The organism is Ruegeria sp. HKCCD7181, from assembly GCF_057221055.1.
In genome coordinates this window covers 64,038-83,016 of sequence record NZ_JBWVBC010000005.1, presented here as the reverse complement: position 1 = coordinate 83,016, position 18,979 = coordinate 64,038, and the positions used below count along the sequence as shown (strand labels likewise).

Annotated in this window: 19 protein-coding genes; 10 read left to right on the top strand and 9 right to left on the bottom strand. The window is 58.4% G+C overall.

What is annotated here, in order from left to right:
• Positions 1-58 precede the first annotated feature (58 nt).
• Positions 59-862, top strand: a complete 804-nt coding sequence (locus AC2TCY_RS11600; protein ID WP_480847614.1) for an ABC transporter permease — start codon at positions 59-61, stop codon at positions 860-862.
• Here the strand turns inward: AC2TCY_RS11600 and AC2TCY_RS11595 are convergent.
• Both AC2TCY_RS11595 and AC2TCY_RS11590 read right to left on the bottom strand, forming a co-directional pair.
• Complete coding sequence (locus AC2TCY_RS11595) at positions 859-2,094, bottom strand: MFS transporter (RefSeq protein WP_480847613.1); 1,236 nt, start codon at positions 2,092-2,094, stop codon at positions 859-861. The genes AC2TCY_RS11600 and AC2TCY_RS11595 overlap by 4 nt on opposite strands.
• Before the next feature lie 111 nt (positions 2,095-2,205).
• On the bottom strand, positions 2,206-3,090 hold the full coding sequence (locus tag AC2TCY_RS11590) for a DMT family transporter (protein ID WP_480847865.1): 885 nt from the start codon (positions 3,088-3,090) through the stop codon (positions 2,206-2,208).
• 294 nt (positions 3,091-3,384) lie between these two features.
• On the opposite strand from AC2TCY_RS11590, the gene AC2TCY_RS11585 reads away from it, so the two are divergent.
• Entirely contained in the window at positions 3,385-4,572 is a 1,188-nt protein-coding gene (locus tag AC2TCY_RS11585; RefSeq protein WP_480847612.1) for an acetylornithine transaminase, read from the top strand.
• A gap of 73 nt (positions 4,573-4,645) precedes the next feature.
• Positions 4,646-5,572 (top strand): ornithine carbamoyltransferase, encoded by a 927-nt coding sequence (argF, locus tag AC2TCY_RS11580; protein WP_480847611.1) that lies wholly within the window; start codon positions 4,646-4,648, stop codon positions 5,570-5,572.
• An 88-nt stretch (positions 5,573-5,660) separates the two neighbouring features.
• On the opposite strand, the gene AC2TCY_RS11575 is transcribed toward argF, so the two are convergent.
• Entirely contained in the window at positions 5,661-5,879 is a 219-nt protein-coding gene (locus AC2TCY_RS11575; protein ID WP_480847610.1) for a GDCCVxC domain-containing (seleno)protein, read from the bottom strand.
• Positions 5,876-6,265, bottom strand: a complete 390-nt coding sequence (locus tag AC2TCY_RS11570) for a GFA family protein (protein WP_480847609.1) — start codon at positions 6,263-6,265, stop codon at positions 5,876-5,878. Before AC2TCY_RS11570 ends, AC2TCY_RS11575 begins: the two co-directional genes overlap by 4 nt.
• A gap of 307 nt (positions 6,266-6,572) precedes the next feature.
• On the opposite strand from AC2TCY_RS11570, the gene AC2TCY_RS11565 reads away from it, so the two are divergent.
• Positions 6,573-7,535 carry a pirin family protein gene (locus tag AC2TCY_RS11565; protein WP_480847608.1) on the top strand — a complete coding sequence of 321 codons (963 nt, stop codon included), beginning with the start codon at positions 6,573-6,575 and terminating at the stop codon, positions 7,533-7,535.
• A gap of 87 nt (positions 7,536-7,622) precedes the next feature.
• Positions 7,623-8,597, top strand: a complete 975-nt coding sequence (locus AC2TCY_RS11560; protein WP_480847607.1) for a 2-dehydropantoate 2-reductase — start codon at positions 7,623-7,625, stop codon at positions 8,595-8,597.
• A 17-nt stretch (positions 8,598-8,614) separates the two neighbouring features.
• Here AC2TCY_RS11560 and AC2TCY_RS11555 read toward each other — a convergent pair whose 3' ends face one another.
• The 3 genes from AC2TCY_RS11555 to hrpB form a co-directional block, all read right to left on the bottom strand.
• Positions 8,615-10,093, bottom strand: a complete 1,479-nt coding sequence (locus tag AC2TCY_RS11555; RefSeq protein WP_480847606.1) for an inorganic phosphate transporter — start codon at positions 10,091-10,093, stop codon at positions 8,615-8,617.
• 90 nt (positions 10,094-10,183) lie between these two features.
• Positions 10,184-10,642 carry an NUDIX hydrolase gene (locus tag AC2TCY_RS11550; RefSeq protein ID WP_480847605.1) on the bottom strand — a complete coding sequence of 153 codons (459 nt, stop codon included), beginning with the start codon at positions 10,640-10,642 and terminating at the stop codon, positions 10,184-10,186.
• A 173-nt stretch (positions 10,643-10,815) separates the two neighbouring features.
• Positions 10,816-13,269 carry an ATP-dependent helicase HrpB gene (hrpB, locus tag AC2TCY_RS11545; RefSeq protein ID WP_480847604.1) on the bottom strand — a complete coding sequence of 818 codons (2,454 nt, stop codon included), beginning with the start codon at positions 13,267-13,269 and terminating at the stop codon, positions 10,816-10,818.
• A gap of 250 nt (positions 13,270-13,519) precedes the next feature.
• Here hrpB and meaB point away from each other — a divergent pair, with 250 nt between their 5' ends.
• The 5 genes from meaB to AC2TCY_RS11520 all read left to right on the top strand — a co-directional run bounded on the left by meaB (position 13,520) and on the right by AC2TCY_RS11520 (position 17,512).
• Positions 13,520-14,497, top strand: coding sequence for a methylmalonyl Co-A mutase-associated GTPase MeaB (meaB, locus tag AC2TCY_RS11540; protein WP_480847864.1), 978 nt, complete (start codon positions 13,520-13,522; stop codon positions 14,495-14,497).
• 149 nt (positions 14,498-14,646) lie between these two features.
• Positions 14,647-15,789 carry a Hint domain-containing protein gene (locus AC2TCY_RS11535; RefSeq protein ID WP_480847603.1) on the top strand — a complete coding sequence of 381 codons (1,143 nt, stop codon included), beginning with the start codon at positions 14,647-14,649 and terminating at the stop codon, positions 15,787-15,789.
• 170 nt (positions 15,790-15,959) lie between these two features.
• The gene (gene rpmB / locus AC2TCY_RS11530; protein ID WP_480847602.1) at positions 15,960-16,247 is read left to right on the top strand and encodes a 50S ribosomal protein L28; all 288 of its coding nucleotides are present in this window, start codon (positions 15,960-15,962) and stop codon (positions 16,245-16,247) included.
• Positions 16,248-16,653: 406 nt separating this feature from the next.
• Positions 16,654-17,004 (top strand): hypothetical protein, encoded by a 351-nt coding sequence (locus AC2TCY_RS11525; protein WP_480847601.1) that lies wholly within the window; start codon positions 16,654-16,656, stop codon positions 17,002-17,004.
• A gap of 43 nt (positions 17,005-17,047) precedes the next feature.
• Positions 17,048-17,512, top strand: coding sequence for a copper chaperone PCu(A)C (locus tag AC2TCY_RS11520; protein WP_480847600.1), 465 nt, complete (start codon positions 17,048-17,050; stop codon positions 17,510-17,512).
• Between the two features lie 72 nt (positions 17,513-17,584).
• On the opposite strand, the gene AC2TCY_RS11515 is transcribed toward AC2TCY_RS11520, so the two are convergent.
• On the bottom strand, positions 17,585-18,193 hold the full coding sequence (locus tag AC2TCY_RS11515) for an HdeD family acid-resistance protein (RefSeq protein ID WP_480847599.1): 609 nt from the start codon (positions 18,191-18,193) through the stop codon (positions 17,585-17,587).
• 69 nt (positions 18,194-18,262) lie between these two features.
• Complete coding sequence (locus AC2TCY_RS11510; RefSeq protein ID WP_480847598.1) at positions 18,263-18,958, bottom strand: NAD-dependent deacylase; 696 nt, start codon at positions 18,956-18,958, stop codon at positions 18,263-18,265.
• Positions 18,959-18,979 lie beyond the last annotated feature (21 nt).

The following is an 18,979-nucleotide window of genomic DNA, read 5'->3' as shown; positions in this document are numbered from 1 at the left end:
ATTTTAATCACTGCGGCCCGAGTTACAAGCGGTCTTCGAATCAGGTAAGGGGCAGAACATGCAGATTCACACTGATCACGACCCGCGTCGTTTCGGAGCAGTCAACTGGATGGGGCTCTACACGCTGGCTCAGCGCGAAACTCTACGCTTTCTGGCCGTTTGGACACAGACCCTGGTGGCGCCGCTGGTGACAGCGGGATTGTTCCTGCTAATCTTCAATATCGCCGTCGGCCCAGGGCGGCCAGATGTGATGGGTGTACCATTCCTGACCTTTCTGGCGCCGGGGATCATGATGATGACCGTGATTCAGAACGCCTTTGCGAATACGTCGTCGTCAATGGTGATCGCCAAGATTCAGGGCAACATCGTCGATACGCTGATGCCCCCACTGTCGCCGCTGGAAATCTTGCTTGGCTACCTCGCAGGTGGCATTGTTCGAGGCGTCCTGATCGCCTTTGTTGTGGCCGTGGCCCTGGCGCTTGTTCTGGGGTTGGTACCTCAGAACCCGCTGATCGCACTTCTTTTTGTCATTCTCGGCGGCGCATTCATGGGGGCGCTAGGCCTGTTTGCGGGGATTTTCGCCAACAAGTTCGACCAGATGGCAGCCATCACCAATTTCATCGTGACTCCTTTGGCGTTTCTGTCCGGCACGTTCTATTCGGTCGAGGCCTTGCCGCCCGTCCTGAACCGGCTGAGCCACGCAAACCCGGTCTTCTACCTGATCGACGGTTTGCGCTATGGCATGATCGGAGTGTCCGACAGTTCACCCTATCTGGGTATGGCAGTATGCAGTGGCGCAACCCTTCTGGTTGGGGCTGCGACCTGGCAAATGTTGCGGACAGGGTATCGGCTTAAGGCCTAAGCTGCCTCGGCCAGCGATCCCGGCTGCAATGCGATCCTTGGCCGCCCCAGCCGGGGATGAAGGCGCGCGGCCACCGCCCAAGCCCCGAACAGAGCAAATCCGCCAGCAGCAAACACTCCGGCCACAGGTGTAAACAGCAGAACCAGAGACGCGACACCGGGCGTTAGAATGCCTGAAACGTCACGATAGCTGGAGTAAATTGCCGACATTTCGGTGCGCTCGGACGGTTTTACTGCCATCAGAAACGGCAGTCCCGCACAGATATCCAGCACGATCAGCCAGACCGAGCCCAATACCAGCGCCGCGACCGAGGCGACAGGCCACCCGGCAAGCACACCGGCGACGACAAAACAAACGCCGCAGGCAGCAAACCCCACGCGAACCGCGGTTCGCAAAGACCGCCCTTGTACCCATCGCAAAATCAGTGGGGCAACGAATAGCATCGCGTTTGTTGCCGACAACAGGATACCACCCAATTGCTCACCCAGCCCGTTTTGAATTGCGAAGATAGGCAGATAGACAACGTAAATCCACCAGCCGCAGGACCGGATCATTGCGAACAAGTATCCGGCAACCAATCTGGGTTGTGCAAAGAACCGAGGTAAAAACACCAGTGGGTTGTTGGCAGGTCCGCGTGCCTTTGTGATCAGTTTTCCATTACCCAGGCGCATACGCCAGAACAGGGCCAGCATGGCGACGGCCGCAATCGCGCTGATGACAAAGGGGGCAGGGGCCCAGACCTCCATCAGCAATACGCCCGCCATCGGGCCGCCGGTCCACCCCAAAGCGCTGTAGAACATGCGGCTGGTCTCGCATCGGCCCAGTTCAATTTTATTGATGTAGTCAAGTACATAGGCGTTGAAGCAGATAAAGGTTACGACCGTGGCGACTGTGTTCAGCGCCAAAGCACCCACAACTGCTGCAGGGCTGCCCTCGATCGCCAGCAACGCGCCGCAGATGAACATGATACAGCCAACGCTGTAGGCCCATCTGCGTGGTACAAACCGTATGATAAACGGCACCATCAGTCCGGCGATCAGCGAGATGATCCCGACCAGAAAGTACAAAAAGGAGACCGAGGACGCGTCGCCCAGCGCACGATACATCACCAGCGGAAAGACTGAGATCAGGATTCCGCGTACAATGGCCTCGAACCCGGCAAGGATGCCAAAATCGCGGACTGAAGGGGCAGGGGCGTGGCGAACCCATTCTGGGATGCGTCGTTCATGCATGGGCAAACTCTCAAATCAACTCGGGCCGGTTAGCATCCGGGATCAGAGTGTTCATGAGGGTTTGCGACATGGGCGTCGCCCTCAGGCTAAGCGCAATGAATTTTTGTATGATTAGCTGTGACGCGCGCGGGATTCCCGCCAAACCATGATCAGCGCGCCGGTCAGGATGATGGCCGATCCTGTCAGGCTGGTTGCATCCGGAATAACGTCAAATACAGCAAAGTCGTAGAATGCTGCGAAGATAAGCGTGGCATAGCTGATCGGAGCCACAAATGAGGCGTCCGCTCGCGCCATTCCGTTCACGAAACAGGCCTGCGCGCAAGCCATCAACACGCCGATTCCCGCCAACGCCGCCCATTGAGCAGGGGTGGGCATTTGAAACACGAAACTCACCGCAACTGTCGCGATGGTCAGCCCCATAGCGTTGTTCACAAGCAGGATCTGGATCGGCATCTCGCGGCCCGAGAGTTTCTTGATGAAAATCAGCTCCATCCCGATCACCGCTGCAGCCGTCAGCGCCAGCAATGCGGCGGGCTGAAAGCTATCGGGTGTCGGTCGCAGAAGAATTAACGCGCCCGTCAACGCCACAGCGGCGGCAAGCCAGCGCCATGGTCCCACGCCCTCCTTCAGTAGAGGAATGGCGAGGACCATCGCGAAGACCGGGTTCAGAAAGGAAATCGCTGTGGCGTCGGCTATCGGAATATAGGCGACCGAGGCGAACATCAGTGTAATCCCCAGCCAGCCAAAACTGGTTCGCCCGATGTGCAGGCCCCAATACGGGCGGTTCAGGCGCGGACGCAGAATGCCGACCGCGCTGATGATCACCAGAAATGCGAACAGAAATCGCCCATGGCTGATCTGCATCGGATGCAGCGCGGGGCCTAGCGTATCCGTCCCCAGCGCCTTGGCGAGCAACGTGGTTGCCGCTATGAAGGCGCTGGCCGCAAAGATCAACGCGGCCGCGAGGGGCGGGTTATGTCTTTGGGCGACAAACATGGCCAAGCGGTGCGCCAGCGCGGGCCGAATGGCAAGTGGCAAAGCTTTGTTTCAGGGCGAAATTTTCGAAACGTCGATTTTCAGGGTTTTCAGATCCTGCACGCCCCGCTATACGGCGTCTCATGATCAAACATGCACATATCCTGCGCCTCCGACGCCGACGCATCTTTGCGTAACCGGCCCGTTTGATCCATTTGCGCTGTCCAAATCGGCGCAGTCCCAACCAAATCTGTTGACGAACCCGGCCTTCGTGTATCACTCACGGGGCTTAACCTACCTGAAAAGGATGATCCGATGATCCCGTCCGTTCTGCCGACCTATAACCGCGCGCCCCTTTCTTTCGTGAAGGGCGAAGGCGCCTGGCTGACCGAGGCAGACGGCCGACGTTTTTTAGATCTTGGCGCCGGGATCGCGGTGAACGCATTGGGCCACGCGCATCCAGCGCTGGTGAATGCGCTAACGGAACAGGCACATGCGCTGTGGCATGTCTCGAACCTCTATAATATCCCGCAGCAGCAGGCGCTGGCTGACAAGCTGGTCGAACACACCTTTGCCGACACGGTGTTCTTTACCAATTCCGGCACGGAATCCTGCGAACTGGCCGTGAAAATGGCGCGGAAATATTTCTACGACAAAGGGCAACCCGAGCGAGTCGAGATCATCACCTTCGACGGCTCTTTTCATGGCCGTTCCTCGGCAGGAATAGCAGCCGCGGGGTCTGAAAAGATGACCAAGGGTTTTGGTCCGCTGTTGCCCGGTTTCGTCCACGTCACCTTTGGCGATCTCGATGGCGTCACAAACGCCATCACCGAAAAGACCGCCGCAATCTTGATCGAACCGATTCAAGGCGAAGGTGGGATCCGCCCTGTGCCGGACGCGGAACTCAAAGCCCTGCGCCAGATCTGCGACGACAACGGCTTGTTGTTGATCCTCGACGAGGTTCAATGCGGCGTCGGTCGGACCGGCAAGTTGTTCGCCCATGAATGGGCGGGCATCACCCCGGATATCATGATGGTCGCCAAAGGTATCGGCGGCGGCTTCCCACTGGGTGCGGTGCTGGCCGCTGAAGATGCGGCCAGTGGCATGACCGCAGGAACGCACGGTACGACTTACGGCGGCAACCCGCTGGGCTGCGCAGTTGGCTGCGCGGTGATCGATCAGGTCGCTACCCCTGCGTTTCTCGAAGGGGTCAATCGGAAGGCCGGAATGCTACGCCAAAAACTCGAAGGCCTAATTGCGGAACATCCCGAAGTCTTTGAAGAGGTGCGCGGCGCCGGCCTGATGCTGGGCCTGAAATGCAAGGTGCCCAATACCGACATGGTGAACGCAGGCTATGACAACGAGGTCATTACCGTTCCTGCTGCTGATAACGTTATCCGCCTGCTGCCTCCGCTCACGTTGACCGAGGATGACATAGCACAAGCCATGATTCGTCTCGACAAAGCCGCCGCGCAGGTCGAGGCCAAACTGACCACAGCCTGATCTTCAGCTTCATCGCAATTCTCCGAAGGGTCGTGGCGGTGCCCCGACATTCGACAGTTAAAAGTGAAATGATATGAACCACTTCCTTGATATCCACAAAACCGACGCAGCGGATCTGCGGTCTATGATTGATCAGGCCAGTGCAATGAAGCAGGCCCGTCTGGGTCGCCCAAAGGCAGCCCCCGATGATGAACAGCCGCTGGCGGGCCGCATGGTTGCGCTGATCTTTGAAAAACCTTCGACCCGGACGCGCGTGTCCTTTGACGTGGGCGTGCGCCAGATGGGCGGCGAAACCATGGTATTGTCGGGCAAAGACATGCAGCTGGGGCATGGCGAAACCATCGCCGACACAGCCCGCGTGCTTTCGCGCTATGTCGACATGATCATGATCCGGACCTTCGATGAAACTATTCTGACAGAGATGGCGGAATACTCGGACGTGCCCGTAATCAACGGCCTGACCGACCGCACTCACCCCTGCCAGATCATGGCCGACATCCAGACCTTTGAGGAACATCGCGGCCCCATCACAGGCAAAAAAGTGGTTTGGACTGGTGACGGCAACAACGTGTGTGCTTCGTTCCTGCACGCTGCGGGCCAGTTCGGCTTTGATTTGACTTTCACCGGACCGGCTCAATTCGACCCCGAGGAAGAATTCATGGGCCTCGCGCGTCAGAAAGGATCAAAAGTCGTGGTCGAACGGGACCCGTTCAAAGCCGTAGAAGGCGCCGATCTCGTTGTCGCCGATACCTGGGTTTCAATGCATGATTCCCAATCAGCCAAGGAACGTCGCCATAACATGCTGCGCCCTTATCAGGTCAATGCCGAGCTTATGTCTCACGCCAAGCCCGATGCACTGTTCATGCACTGCTTGCCTGCACACCGCGAAGAAGAGGCGACCTCAGAAGTCATGGACGGCCCCAACTCGGTCATTTTCGACGAGGCCGAAAACCGCCTGCACGCGCAAAAGGCCGTGATGCGCTGGTGTCTCGAGGTATAAGAGGCGACTTTACGAAATCCACCTACCATGGGGCTGCGCGTCAACAAGCCGTGTTGCCCCACGATATCTTTGAAACGTTTGCTCTGACTCACCCGCAACAGCTGTCGCCAGCTTGGATGGGCGGGCAGGGAACTGTTCCGTACGAGCAATAGACGCAGCAATCCCCTTCTTTCGGCTTCAGAACCGAATTGCAGCCTTTGCATTCATAAAACCACTGGCAAGCGTCCGTCGGCATCGTTTCGATTGCTACGTGCCCGCATTCCGGGCAGGTGAGTGAGCTTGCAAGCTCAACGGGTGGTTCTGTCATTCATGCGCCTCCTCATCATTGTGATTGAACTCAAAAGTCTTCGTCTCGGGAAATGGCGGTAACCAGTCTTCTCGCCGAGCTGTCCAGAGTTCGTAGGTGGGCTTTAGTTGGCAGGGTTGATCCAGAGTGCCCAGATGCACTTCGATCTCGTCGTCCGACCGGGCAAAAACCGACGAGCCGCATTTGGGGCAAAAGTACCGTCCTGCGTAACTGTGAGTTTCCCCATCGATTGTCACCGCGTGATCAGAGAAGACCGCAGCCGCATAAAACACAGCGCCATGATGTTTGCGGCAATTCAGGCAATGACAGATGCCTACCCGAAGCGGCGGCCCCTTGGCCTCGATCCGTATGCAGCCGCAATAGCACCCTCCCGTGAGTTTCTCCAAGCCGCACCCCTTTCGAATAATCCTTCCACCAGATTACCGCGATTGCTGTCCAGGCGTCCATGAAATCACATTGTGATGCGGTTGGCGGTTTTGACGCGCCACCTGTCATCCCCCTGAGGTGGACGTCTGTCCTTCGTTTTCGTGGGACTTCTTCGGGCGTTCAAAGCAATAAAAGCGGGCCTTTCAATTTGCCTAAAGCTGCTGCTTAGCCATCATTGCGCACCATGTTTGTGCGTTGGTGAACTTTGTCCCGCCTGCAGGCAGAGTTATATGCATTCCTGAACGATACACCCAAGGGAGAACAGGCATGAGTTGGAACCCTACCCACAGCGCTGACGGCAAATCGGATAACTCCTCGCTTCAAACACTGATCGTTCCACGCGCCCGCGACCTGGGCGGGTTCGAGGTGCGTCGCGCCTTGCCTTCGGTCAAGCGCCAACTCGTTGGGCCGTTCATTTTCTTCGACCAGATGGGTCCCGCCGAATTCATCACAGAAGGTGGCATTGATGTCCGCCCGCATCCTCATATCGGGCTCGGTACGGTTACCTATCTGTATCAAGGAGAATTCGAACACCGCGACAGTCTTGGCACTCATCAGATGATCTATCCGGGCGAAGTCAACTGGATGGTTGCAGGGCGTGGTGTCACCCATTCCGAACGCACCAGCGCCGAAACCCGCGGCAAAAGGCATAACCTGTTCGGCATCCAGACCTGGATCGCCCTGCCTGAAGCACATGAGGACATGGCCCCTGATTTCGAACACCACAAACAGGGCGCCTTGCCGGAAATTGGAGACAATGGTGTCAGCGCCCGCCTGATCCTCGGATCTGCTTACGGCGAAACCAGCCCCGTGACGATGCTGTCGGATACCTTCTATCTTGACGTGCGATTGAAACCGGGCGCGTCCTTTCCGTTGCCCGACGACCACGAGGACCGGGGCGTCTATGTCACTCAAGGTTCGGTGGAGATTGCGGGAGACAGATTCGACGAAAGCCGCATGATGGTCTTCCGCCCCGGAGACCACCTCTCGGTCAAGGCTGGGCCGCTTGGAGCACGGCTGATGCTGTTGGGTGGGGCGACCCTGAATGAAGATCGGTACATTTGGTGGAACTTCGTCTCATCCTCGAAAGAGAAGATTGAGGACGCCACTCGTGAATGGAAGGCCGCCGATTGGGCAAACGGTGCATTTCACCTGCCACCGGGCGACGATCAGGAGTTCATTCCGATTTCCGAAGAACTGGAACGCACCCGTCCAAGACTGGCGCGGTAAATACCGTATTGCGCAACGTCAGTTAACGCGCATGCTTGCCTGCCCGAGTATTCCCGGTGATCCTTCACCAATGGAAAGTGGGTCGTCATGAAAATCGTGATCGCAGGCGCTGGTACTATCGGTTGTTTTTGTGGCGGCTTGCTGGCGACAGAGGGCCATGACGTGACCCTGCTCGGTCGCGCACGCGTGCTCGACCCGATACGCGTGCACGGATTAACGGTGACTGACTTTTCCGGATTTCAACGGATCGTACCAGCCAATCAACTGAAGCTGGCTGAACAGCCCGACTGTCTGGAACAGACCGAACTGGTCATTGTGACAGTCAAAACCGGTGCGACGAACGAAATCGCAGGACTGATTACCCAATTTGCACCCTCCGGCGCCCCAGTTCTGTCATGGCAAAACGGAATGGAGAATGCGCGCATCCTGCGCGACGCCCTGCCCGGCCGTGACGTACGGGCGGGAATGGTGCCGTTCAATGTCGTGCCAACCAAGGATGCAACATACCACCGTGCTACGTCCGGCGACATCGTTATCGAGAGCGGAGAAGGGGCATTGGCCGCGCGTCTTTCCAATGCCGTTTTGCACATCTCGGAAAGCGACGACATCGAGGCGGTGCAATGGGGTAAGCTTGTCGTCAATCTCAATAACGCGCTCAACGCCCTTTCCGGGATGACCCTGCAAGAGCAATTACTGGACCGGGACTGGCGCCGACTGATGGCGGATCAGATGACCGAAGCGCTTTCAGTTCTCAAAGCCGCCGGGCATCCGGTGACCTCGACGACGCCTTTGCCCGCGTGGATGACACCGCATATCCTGCGCCTACCGACGCCGCTGTTTTCTCGCATCGCGTCGCAAATGCTGACCATCGATCCCAGCGCCCGGACGTCGATGGCTTACGACCTGATGGCGCGTCGACCGACTGAAATCGACAGCCTGCAAGGAGAAATTATTCGCCAGGGCGCGGTGATAGAAATGCCAACGCCGATCAGCGACCGCGTGGCCGAACTGATCCGGCGATCCCCGACCACATCCTTATCGGTTGGGCAAATCAGGCGCTGATAGTCGCATCACCCGAGTTAGTTAAACGCGGTTAGTATCCAGAAGATCGCCCCGGACAAAACGGCTGCTGCAGGCACCGTCACAACCCAGGCTGCAACGATGGTCATGAAATGGGAGCGGCGCACAAGCTTGCGTCGCTGCCGCTCTTCACGCGCCAACCGCATATCTGCAGGTCGCTGACGATTGGAGTTTTTCCGACGACGGTCAGAGTGCCATTCCCGGTAGAAGCCAACACCGAAGACACCTCCGACGGCAATATGCGTCGAGCTGACCGGCAGCCCCAACCAGCTGGCAACAATCACGGTAATTGCGGCGGATAAAGCCACACAAAAGGCACGCATCGGGTTCAGTTTGGTGATCTGGCTGCCCACCATCCGGATCAGCTTGGGTCCGAATAAAAACAACCCGAAAGAGATGCCAAAGGCACCTATGACCATCACCCAGCTGGGGATAGTGACCTTCGCGGCAAAATCTCCGAACTCTGCCGCGTGTACAATTGCGGCTAGCGGTCCAACTGCATTCGCCACGTCATTTGCGCCATGGGCAAAGCTGAGAAACGCAGCCGAGATTACCAGCGGCAGACCGAACAGCGTCTTCAAAGAGCGGGTGCGGTTCTCCATGCCTTCAGATTTGCGACGCACCCACGGTACGGTCACGGCCCAGACCAGCGCACCCGAGCCCAGCCCGATCAGCAGCGCCATCTCAAGCTCGATCTTCGCGATACGTTTGAGGCCCTTGACCGCCAGATAAGTGGCAAACGCGCCAGCCATGAAGGCCACCAGAATGGGCACCCAGCGTCGCGCTGCGGCGATCTTATCGTCCTGATACTGAATTTTTGACTTTATCAACGCCAGAAATCCGGCGGCGATGACGCCGCCCAATACCGGAGAAATCACCCAGCTAGCCGCAATTTTACCCATTGTGGCCCAATCAACCGCGCCGAGGCCAGCTGCGGCAATACCGGCTCCCATTACGCCGCCGACGACCGAATGGGTCGTGGAAACAGGTGCGCCGATCCACGTTGCCAGGTTGACCCACATAGCCGAGGATATCAGCGCAGCCATCATCGCCCAGATGAATACATTGCTGTTTTGCACGGAAGCCGGATCGATGATCCCCTTGGAAATGGTCGAGACCACATCGCCGCCCGCCAGTAGTGCGCCCGCACTTTCGGCGACGGCAGCAATGGCAATCGCGCCGGTCATGGTCAGCGCATTTGCGCCAACCGCAGGTCCCATGTTGTTGGCTACGTCATTGGCCCCGATATTTATGGCCATATAGGCGCCAAATGCCGCCGCTGCGACGACGATAAGCCCGCCATCCGCACGATCGAACAAAACGGCCGCCAACAACCCGGCCAGGACGATAAACGCCAACGCAATTCCTGGCGCTACCAACGGGCGCGAGACATACGCGTTTGCGCGTTCAACATTTGTGATGCGGTGCAGGTCGCTGTCCAGTGCCTGCCAGCGTGACTTTGACGGGGTATCGGTCATTTTCTTCAGAGCGCTGTTGCTTTGGGCTCGCGCGCTATAGCCTAATGGCCGTCTGAGCAAGGTGGTTTTCACAAAAGTGAAGTGAAACCGTTACATTTGCATAAGCAAATCCCGTAATTCCGGCTCGCGTACTCGTCCGGCAGCTGTTTCCGGCGAAACCCAGCACCGTTTACGTTGATGGGCCTCGGGAAAATCCTCTGCCAGTTCGGCAACGTTAATGTGATAAACGCAGGTCAACACCTGTTGGGCCGAGCCATCCTTGAGGGTCTTGTAATAGCTGAACTGACCGACAGGTTCTTCTCCGATCGACTCGGCATGTACACCCGCTTCTTCCCAAGCTTCCTGTCGTGCCGTACCCGCTCCGTCCAACCCATTGATCGGCCAGCCTTTCGGGATTATCCAGCGTCCGGTGTCCCGGCTGGTGATCAGCAGAACTTCGGGCCGCCCGCCCATGTTTCTTGTGCACAGCGCTGCACATTGCACCCGATGTGGGCGCAAGAATAGTGGCCTTGCCACTTCTTCCCATATGTTACGCAGCCATTTTGACATGTTCAGCCTGTTTGGCCTCCTTTGGAGTGCCGGATTACTGCCATTTAATCATACACCAAGAATATCTCAATACGATCGGTCGGATTTGTAGGAAATTGCCCGAAAACCGCTGATATTGTCCGGATATGTACCCTAAAATACATGGAAATCGTCCGCATTGGCCGATTTCGGGATCAACACCCCCGGCGTTTCGCTCGCAAGGTGGGATCGGCCTGTGTAGGGTCTTCGGGCCAAGGGTGTTTGGGATATTGCGCTCGCATATCCTTGCGCACATCCGCGTAGGATCCCGCCCAAAATCCCGGCAGGTCCCGGGTAATCTGTATCGGACGCTGCGCCGGGGACAGAAGGGTGATCTTCAACGGCTCGCCCCCCACGACAGGATGCCGGGTGACGCCGAATACCTCCTGCAAGCGTAGCGAGATTTCGGGCACAGCACCGCTGTAATCAATTGGCACCTTACGCCCCAGCGGCGTCTCGAATGCGCCCGGTGCGCGGCGGTCCAGTTCCTGCGACTGTGCCCAATCCAGCCGCGCGCGCAGGGCGGGCAACAGATCAAACCGCTTCCAGTCATCTGCGTTGCGCACCCCGGAAATCATGGGTAGCAGCCAATCCTCCAGTTCAGCCATCAAGCCCGCAGCCGAGAAATCGGGTAGGTCCACGCCTTCAGCGCGCACCAATTCAACCCGCGCCGCCAGTCGGGCTGCAGCTCCGTCCAACCGAAGGCCCAGGTCGCGCACGCCGTCCAGCATGGCTTGCGCGATGGCATCGTCGGGAACGCCTTTCCAAATGCGATCACTCAGGGTGATCGCGCCAAACCGCTCCTGTTGCCGGGCCACAACCCGACGCTCGCGCTTTGACCAATGGCAACTGTCGACCCATTCGATCTGATCCGCAAACAGGTCTCGGATTTCGCGTTCCGAGATTTGCGCGGCCATCCGAATCCGCGCCTCTCGCGGGTTTCCGTCAGTGTCGATGGCAACCAGATAAGGGGCTGCAGCCAGCGTGTCGCCGTTGTCCAGTACGACTCCCTTGCCGCCGGACAGGATATAGCGGGGCAGGTCGCCCTTGCGGCGTTGCCCAATCCGGTCCGGGTATGCAAATGCCGCCATGGCCGCCGGGCTCAGGTTGCCGTGCTCGTCCGTGTCCTGCACACGCAACCTTCTGGCTTCGGTCTTGATCCGGTCGACGGCGCCGGGGTTGACCTGCCAACGCCGATTGCGCTGGAAAGCGCGCAGGTCGCGCAGCACTTCCATTCGCAGAGCCAGATCCGCAGGTGCGCTCCTTAGTGGATCACGCTCCGCCATCAATGCGGCCAGAGGCGCAGCACGTGCCCCCGCCCGGACCAACATGTGCCCAAGCCGCGGATGCAGCGGCAGTGCGGCCAACGCGCGCCCGTGATCGGTGATCCGCCCCTTGGTGTCCAGCGCGCCCAGCATGCTCAGCAGGGTGCGAGCCTCTGCCATAGCCCTCTCGGGCGGAGCGGTCAGGAAAGCGAGGTCGTCGGGCTCGGCGCCCCAGAGCGCCAGTTCCAATGCCAGTCCCGTCAGATCCGCCGCCTCGATTTCGGCGGGTGGGTAGGCCGCCAGCGCACCGTCTTCACCTTTTGACCAAAGCCGATAGCAAGCCCCTTCGGCCACCCGTCCAGCTCGGCCCGCGCGTTGCGTCGCTTCGGCGCGTGTCACCCGTTCCGTCACCAGCCGGGACATCCCCGAACCTGGATCGAACCGCGCCCTACGTGCCTGACCCATGTCCACGACAACGCGTATGTCCGGGATGGTCAACGAGGTTTCGGCAATCGACGTGGCCAGCACCACTTTGCGGCCATCTTTGATCGGAGCAATCGCAGCCCGTTGTGTGGCAAAAGGCAGGGCTCCGAACAGCGGGCGGATTGTGCAGCTTTTTGGCAGCTGCCCGGCCAGAGCACCTTCGGCACGGCGGATTTCGCCTTCGCCGGGCAAGAAAACCAGCATCCCACCGCCGGTGCTTCGAGTGTCACGCTCGGCCTGAACAACCAGATCGACCAGCGCGTCTAGGCGCCGGGCCTGTACGCCCATGGGGCGGTCTAGCCAGCGAGTCTCGACAGGATAGTTACGCCCTTCCGAGGTCAACAGTGGCGCATCCATCAATTGCCCGACCGGTCCGGCGTCAAGTGTCGCCGACATCGCCAGCAGGATCAGATCGTCCCGAAGGGCACCCGCCACTTCAAGGCACAAAGCCAGACCCAGATCTGCATTCAGGGACCGTTCGTGGAACTCGTCGAAAATCACCGCACCCACACCGGGCAGATCGGGATCGGATTGCAGCATTCTGGTCAGGATGCCCTCGGTCACGACTTCAATTCGAGTGGATTTAGATACTTTTGCCTCACCGCGAACGCGGTACCCGACAGTCTGGCCGACGGATTCCCGCAGTGTTTCAGCCATCCGTTCGGCGGCGGCACGGGCAGCTAGACGCCGGGGTTCAAGCATCACAATCCGGCCCTGACACAGACCGGCTTTCAACATTTCCAATGGAACCCGTGTAGTCTTGCCCGCGCCTGGTGGAGCTTGCAATACAGCCCGGCTGTGGATGCGAAGGGCGTCCAGCAATTCGGGAATGGCGTCGTCAATGGGCAGGCGTGTCGTCATGCGCGCTTTATCCGCCATCCCATCCATGCCGTCCAGTTCTGCTGTGGCCTTACGATCAGAGCAGTCCCGGAATTGGCTTGAGCGCCGGTCCGGTCCAGAGCCAAACCTGTTGTTTGGTGTGGCAAGTGCTCATCGTGCACTTCAACTTACTCGCGATGGTGACACAGGATGTCGCTTTGCGACGGTGCGGGGCTGGACAAATCACCCGGCGGGGCTGCAAGTAGACATGCCGTTAGAAATTGGGGTTGAAATGAACGTGGACAGCCTTGGCGACAGGATCATAAATGGGGACCGGCGGGCACTTGCACGTGCCATCACGCTAGTCGAAAGCGGACGCGCTGATCATCGCGCGCAGGCCACTGAATTGCTGGGTCAACTGGCAGGGGCTGGGCGTCAATCGCTGCGCATCGGTCTTTCCGGTACGCCGGGCGTCGGCAAGTCGACCTTTATCGAAAGCTTCGGCATGATGCTGACAGGGCAGGGATTGCGCGTTGCGGTCCTGGCCGTAGACCCCAGTTCGGCCCGGTCAGGCGGCTCGATTTTGGGCGACAAAACCCGGATGGAGCGACTGAGCCGCGAGAAGAACGCCTTCATACGCCCATCCCCGAGCCAAAGCCATTTGGGCGGCGTGGCGCGGCGCACGCGCGAAGCGATCGCACTGTGCGAGGCCGCCGGATTTGATGTTGTGCTGATTGAAACCGTTGGCGTCGGCCAGTCCGAGACCGTGGTGGCCGAAATGTCCGATCTGTTCCTGCTGTTATTGGCTCCTGCCGGCGGGGACGAATTGCAGGGCGTCAAGCGCGGCATCATGGAAATGGCCGACATGATATTGATCAACAAGGCCGATGGTGACTTGAAATCAACAGCGACTCGCACTTGCGCCGACTACGCCGGGGCATTGCGCCTTCTGCGAAAACGACCTCAGGATCCCGAGGGCTTTCCCAGGGCGATGACCGTCTCAGCTGTTGAAGAGCACGGCTTGGAACAAGCCTGGGACGAAATGCAAGGTCTCACTGCTTGGCGTCGCGAAAACGGTCACTGGGAGCGAAACCGCGCGGTGCAGGCGCAATACTGGTTCGAACAGGAAGTCCGCGCGGCGCTTCTGGCCCGCTTGTCTACCGCGCAGGCGCGGGCCGAAATGGACCGGCTAGGCGGCGAGGTCAGGGCTGGACAGCTCAGCCCTTCGGCTGCAGCAGACCTGATGTTGACCGGACTGATTGAGGATTAGGGACTGCGCATACAGAACTTGTTCTAACTACGGCCCGTCGCACGGCGGGCGTTGCAATCAGGGGTTGAACCTCGTTGCTGACCTGAACAGGGATTGATGATATATCTGTTCGTAAACGCATCTGACCCCAGCTTCAGGAGCCGTCGCCAATGCCGAATATCACCGGGACCAATGGCAATGACGATATCGATGTCACAGATGACAACGGCACCCTGAACGGCGCGCCGCAGGGAACGCCGATTGATAATGTCCGGGGCAGGGGCGGCGACGACCAGATCGATGTCACGGACAGCACGATCACAAACAATGTCCTTGGAAATGGCGGCGATGACACGATCACGGTTACCGACAGCACGGTAGGTGGTCGGGTCGCAGGCGGCGCCGGTTCGGATACGATTACCGTCAGCGGCTCGACCGTTGATGAAATCCGGCTTGGTGCTGATGATGACACGCTGAATTTCAGTAGTACCGATGTGGCCGGGTCGATCAATGGCGGCAACGGGACCGATACGCTCAACCTGCCGACCGGGACGGTGGTAGTCGATGACACGCACGGCACTTTCACGGTTCAGGACGGGGTTGGCTATTCCCTCTCGAGCGGTTCGTTCACGTTACCTTCCGGTAAAACTGCCACCTATGATTCGTTTGACGCCGGCACAGGATTTCCCTGTTTCACCTATGGCACCGAGATACTGACGCAAAACGGGCCGGTTTTGATACAGAACCTCAGCATAGGTGATTTGATCCCGACACTGGGGGAAGGGGTGCACCCCATCCGCTGGATCGGGCGTCGTCGTCTGAATGCGCGGTCGCTGGACGACAACCCAAAACTCTTGCCGGTGCGAATCCTTGCCGGGGCGTTAGGCGAAGGTCTGCCGCGTCGCGATCTGCTGGTGTCGCGGCAACACCGGATGCTGGTGCAGTCGAGAATCGCTCAGCGCATGTTCGGTACGACCGAGGTGTTGATCCCGGCGATCAAACTGACTGCCCTGCCCGGAATTTTCGTTGATGAGAGTGTTGAGAGTGTCGAATATTTCCATTTGCTGTTCGATCAGCATCAGGTGATCTTTGCCGAGAATGCGCCAACCGAAAGCCTGTACACGGGTCCCGAGGCCATGAAATCGCTCAACCCGGCAGCGCGATGTGAAATTCTAGAGATTTTCCCTGAACTTGCACGTCTGGATTACACAGCCGACCCAGCGCGACTCATCCCGCGTGGTCAGCAGCAGAAACAACTGGTTGCGCGGCATCTGAAGAACAACAAGCCGCTGTTGCAGACCCCGATAACGTGAGGAGCGTAAGATTGCGGCTTTGGTGCAAAGAATTCGCAGCATCCGACTTGACCCTTCTGGCGATTCCCACTACACGCATCCAACCAGTTTTCGGGCGCGACCTCGGTTTGCGCCCCTTGTGATTTGGCTGCGGATACAACGCCCGGCCTCCAGAAACAAAGGAAGAAACCATGTCGCGCCGTTGCGAACTGACCGGAAAAGGCCCGATGACTGGCAACAATGTCAGCCACGCCAAAAACAGAACTCGTCGTCGTTTTCTGCCAAACCTGAACGATGTCACCCTGCAGTCGGAAACCCTGGGTCGTGGCGTCAAGCTGCGCATCTCGGCGGCTGCCCTGCGCTCGGTCGACCACCGTGGTGGTCTGGACGCGTTCCTGGCAAAAGCCAAAGACGAAGAGCTGTCTGATAACGCTCTGAAAGTGAAGAAAGAAATCGCCAAGGCGCAAGCCACGGCCTAAGCCTTTCTCCATTTCCAAGATTTTGGCCCTGCACCCCTGTTGGTGCAGGGTTTTTGTTTTGCGCTAAGGGTACTGTCGAACAGTGTTTACGAATTAATATTAATTCGGACTTTTAGGTGACATTGTTCACATATCGCTCGCTGAATGTGAGTTAAGTTTGCTCATATTCAATTAGCGGAGACATCTCAATGCCTATCAAAGTCTTTGATTTTTTGGCTCTGCTACCTGCACTTCTGAGCAAAACCTTCAGTACGTGCGCTCGGATGCAGCGGCGGGTCAATCGGCAACATAACAGCCTGAATGTCGAAAACGTCAAACGCCACAGGCTGGACCCCTGACGCAACGCCGCAGGCGCGCGATCAGTTCTTGAAGCCTGGGTTTTCCCCGACCTATACCGCAAGTCGACATGACAACCGTGTATCGCACATTTCTGCCTATGGTCCTGTCTCTGCTGGTCATACTGACCGGTCAGGGCGTTGCGGCTTCGCGTGGGGTTGATCGTGTTGTCGGCCAGATGGTGCTGTGCACCGGAACCGGTCCTGTCGTCGTCTATATGGATGAAGATGGCGAGCCGACTGGTGCTCCGCACTATTGTCCGGATTACGCGCTATCGTTGCTTGGTGCGATTCTTGCATTGCAGCCTGATCTGCCAGCTGCACCCGACCGACCCAGACATGAGTTATCACAACGTTCCGATGGCCTGATTGCCGCCCCGGTACCGCAAACACCGGCAAGGGCGCCTCCTCGCGCTGTCTGATTCCTTCCACTGAATTCAGACACTTTTTGCAAGGAGAGGCATAATGTCCTTCAAATCCAAACTTCTGGCCACGCTGGCCGCCGCATCGCTTGCCACCTCTGCCCTGGCTGGGGGCGAAATCAAGGTCGATGACGCCTATGCCCGGTCATCCGGTAAGAACGCTAAGGCTGGCGCCGCATTCATGATGATCGTCAACCAAGGCGATGCTGAAGACCGCTTGATCGGAGTGACATCGGATGCCGCCGCCCGGGTTGAATTACATACCCACAAGATTGATGAAAACGGCGTTGCCAAGATGGTTCATGTCGAGGAAGGCTTTGCCATTCCGGCAGGTGAAAGCCACATGCTGAAACGTGGCGGTGATCATGTGATGTTCATGGGCCTCACGCAGCCGTTTGAACAAGGTGCGATGGTGCTGGTCACGCTGATCTTTGAGCAGGCAGGTGAAGTGCAGGTCGAAATCCCGGTTGATCTGGAGCGCCAGGACAGCGGCGCGCATTCCAACTAAGGTCAGGCCTTTCTTCGGGCCGAAATCGGCCGTCATCCATACATCAGACCGGGCATTGCCCGGTCTGTTGCGTTATTGGTTGATAGAGCGCATTGCCAACCGGTCACCGGCACGTTTGAAACGAGCAGCCAGGAAGAACATGACCACCGCGATGGCCAAGGCCGAAAAAGCGATTGCCCACCCCAAAGCCACTAGGCCACTGCCGGGCCAAAACAACAGCACCACCCCGATTATCAGCGCTACAAGGCCCGAGTTTCGCACTGTCGACCGTTCCGGGTCCTTTTCATGCATCTGTGACATGGCCAGCAAAGAACCGATTCCCATGATCAGCGCCCACGCTCCTAGTAGGAAGAAGGTCAGCCGGGCTGCACCCTCTGGCCAGATCAACAGCACCAGCCCAATCAAAATTGCCCCGATCCCCACACCACCGACGACTCCGCGGCGCCCAAATCCCAGCAGGGTCAGGCCTCCATCCAGAACCAGCAGCAGCCCTACTAATCGCAGCAACAATGATATGCTGCCGGTAGGCCAGAACAGCGCTGCAACGCCAACGAACCCTGCCAACAGGCCCCGCAACAGGAAGGTCCACCACAGATTGGCCAGATTATCGCTGAGCGCATCGCGCGACCGGATGCTGCCATCATCAAGTATTTCACCACTTTTTGTCTCAGGCTCTGTCATGGGGCTCTCTCGTTTTGGGCTGACTGCAGCATAGACGACCAATTCCCGCTCTGTCTGCTGATTCTGCTGTCAGCGTCGGCCGAGAAGCCCGTTCACCCAGCGGGGTACGGTTTCTGAGGCCGGTCCAAATACCGTTTCGTCAAAGCTGGACACTCCGACCGAGGGTTCCAGATTCAGCTCGATGGTCCGCGCACCGGCGGCGATGGCTTCGTGGACGAAGGCGGCAGCTGGGTAGACCTGGCCCGAAGTCCCAATAGCGGCAAAAATCCGGGCCTCGTTCAGGTGGTCATATATTTCGTCCATGCGGTATGGCATTTCGCCGAACCACACGACGTCTGGCCGGGCAGAGGATGAGTGACAGGCCGGACACCGCTCGCCCACAGCCATTTCCGGTGGCGCAGTCCAGCGATGCTCACATGCCGCGCATAGCGCCCCGGCTAGAATACCGTGCATGTGGATAACACTCTTGGCACCACCGGCCTCGTGCAGGCCATCGACGTTTTGCGTCACGATCACGACTTCGCCGGGCCAATCACGCTGAAGCGTGGCCAACGCTTCATGCGCCAAGTTGGGCTGTGCCTTTGCTGCCTGAACACGGCGTGCGTTGTAGAACCCGTGGACCAGCGCGGGATCGCGGGCAAACCCCTCGGGCGTGGCGACATCCTCGACCCTGTGTTTGGCCCATAATCCGTCTTCGTCGCGGAAAGTGCCCAATCCGCTTTCCGCGGAAATCCCGGCTCCGGTAAGAATGACGATCTTTTCCATGCCCCCTCCGCAGGTTAAACC

Excerpts from the sequence above, each read along its gene's own strand:
- rpmB (WP_480847602.1), top strand. The coding sequence starts at position 15,960 with ATGTCGCGCCGTTGCGAACTGACCGGAAAAGGCCCGATGACTGGCAAC.
- AC2TCY_RS11520 (WP_480847600.1), top strand. The coding sequence starts at position 17,048 with ATGTCCTTCAAATCCAAACTTCTGGCCACGCTGGCCGCCGCATCGCTT.
- AC2TCY_RS11525 (WP_480847601.1), top strand. The coding sequence starts at position 16,654 with ATGACAACCGTGTATCGCACATTTCTGCCTATGGTCCTGTCTCTGCTG.
- hrpB (WP_480847604.1), bottom strand. The coding sequence starts at position 13,269 with ATGACGACACGCCTGCCCATTGACGACGCCATTCCCGAATTGCTGGAC.
- AC2TCY_RS11600 (WP_480847614.1), top strand. The coding sequence starts at position 59 with ATGCAGATTCACACTGATCACGACCCGCGTCGTTTCGGAGCAGTCAAC.
- argF (WP_480847611.1), top strand. The coding sequence starts at position 4,646 with ATGAACCACTTCCTTGATATCCACAAAACCGACGCAGCGGATCTGCGG.
- AC2TCY_RS11575 (WP_480847610.1), bottom strand. The coding sequence starts at position 5,879 with ATGACAGAACCACCCGTTGAGCTTGCAAGCTCACTCACCTGCCCGGAA.
- AC2TCY_RS11510 (WP_480847598.1), bottom strand. The coding sequence starts at position 18,958 with ATGGAAAAGATCGTCATTCTTACCGGAGCCGGGATTTCCGCGGAAAGC.
- AC2TCY_RS11515 (WP_480847599.1), bottom strand. The coding sequence starts at position 18,193 with ATGACAGAGCCTGAGACAAAAAGTGGTGAAATACTTGATGATGGCAGC.
- AC2TCY_RS11565 (WP_480847608.1), top strand. The coding sequence starts at position 6,573 with ATGAGTTGGAACCCTACCCACAGCGCTGACGGCAAATCGGATAACTCC.
- AC2TCY_RS11595 (WP_480847613.1), bottom strand. The coding sequence starts at position 2,094 with ATGCATGAACGACGCATCCCAGAATGGGTTCGCCACGCCCCTGCCCCT.
- AC2TCY_RS11585 (WP_480847612.1), top strand. The coding sequence starts at position 3,385 with ATGATCCCGTCCGTTCTGCCGACCTATAACCGCGCGCCCCTTTCTTTC.
- AC2TCY_RS11555 (WP_480847606.1), bottom strand. The coding sequence starts at position 10,093 with ATGACCGATACCCCGTCAAAGTCACGCTGGCAGGCACTGGACAGCGAC.
- AC2TCY_RS11550 (WP_480847605.1), bottom strand. The coding sequence starts at position 10,642 with ATGTCAAAATGGCTGCGTAACATATGGGAAGAAGTGGCAAGGCCACTA.
- meaB (WP_480847864.1), top strand. The coding sequence starts at position 13,520 with ATGAACGTGGACAGCCTTGGCGACAGGATCATAAATGGGGACCGGCGG.
- AC2TCY_RS11535 (WP_480847603.1), top strand. The coding sequence starts at position 14,647 with ATGCCGAATATCACCGGGACCAATGGCAATGACGATATCGATGTCACA.
- AC2TCY_RS11590 (WP_480847865.1), bottom strand. The coding sequence starts at position 3,090 with ATGTTTGTCGCCCAAAGACATAACCCGCCCCTCGCGGCCGCGTTGATC.
- AC2TCY_RS11560 (WP_480847607.1), top strand. The coding sequence starts at position 7,623 with ATGAAAATCGTGATCGCAGGCGCTGGTACTATCGGTTGTTTTTGTGGC.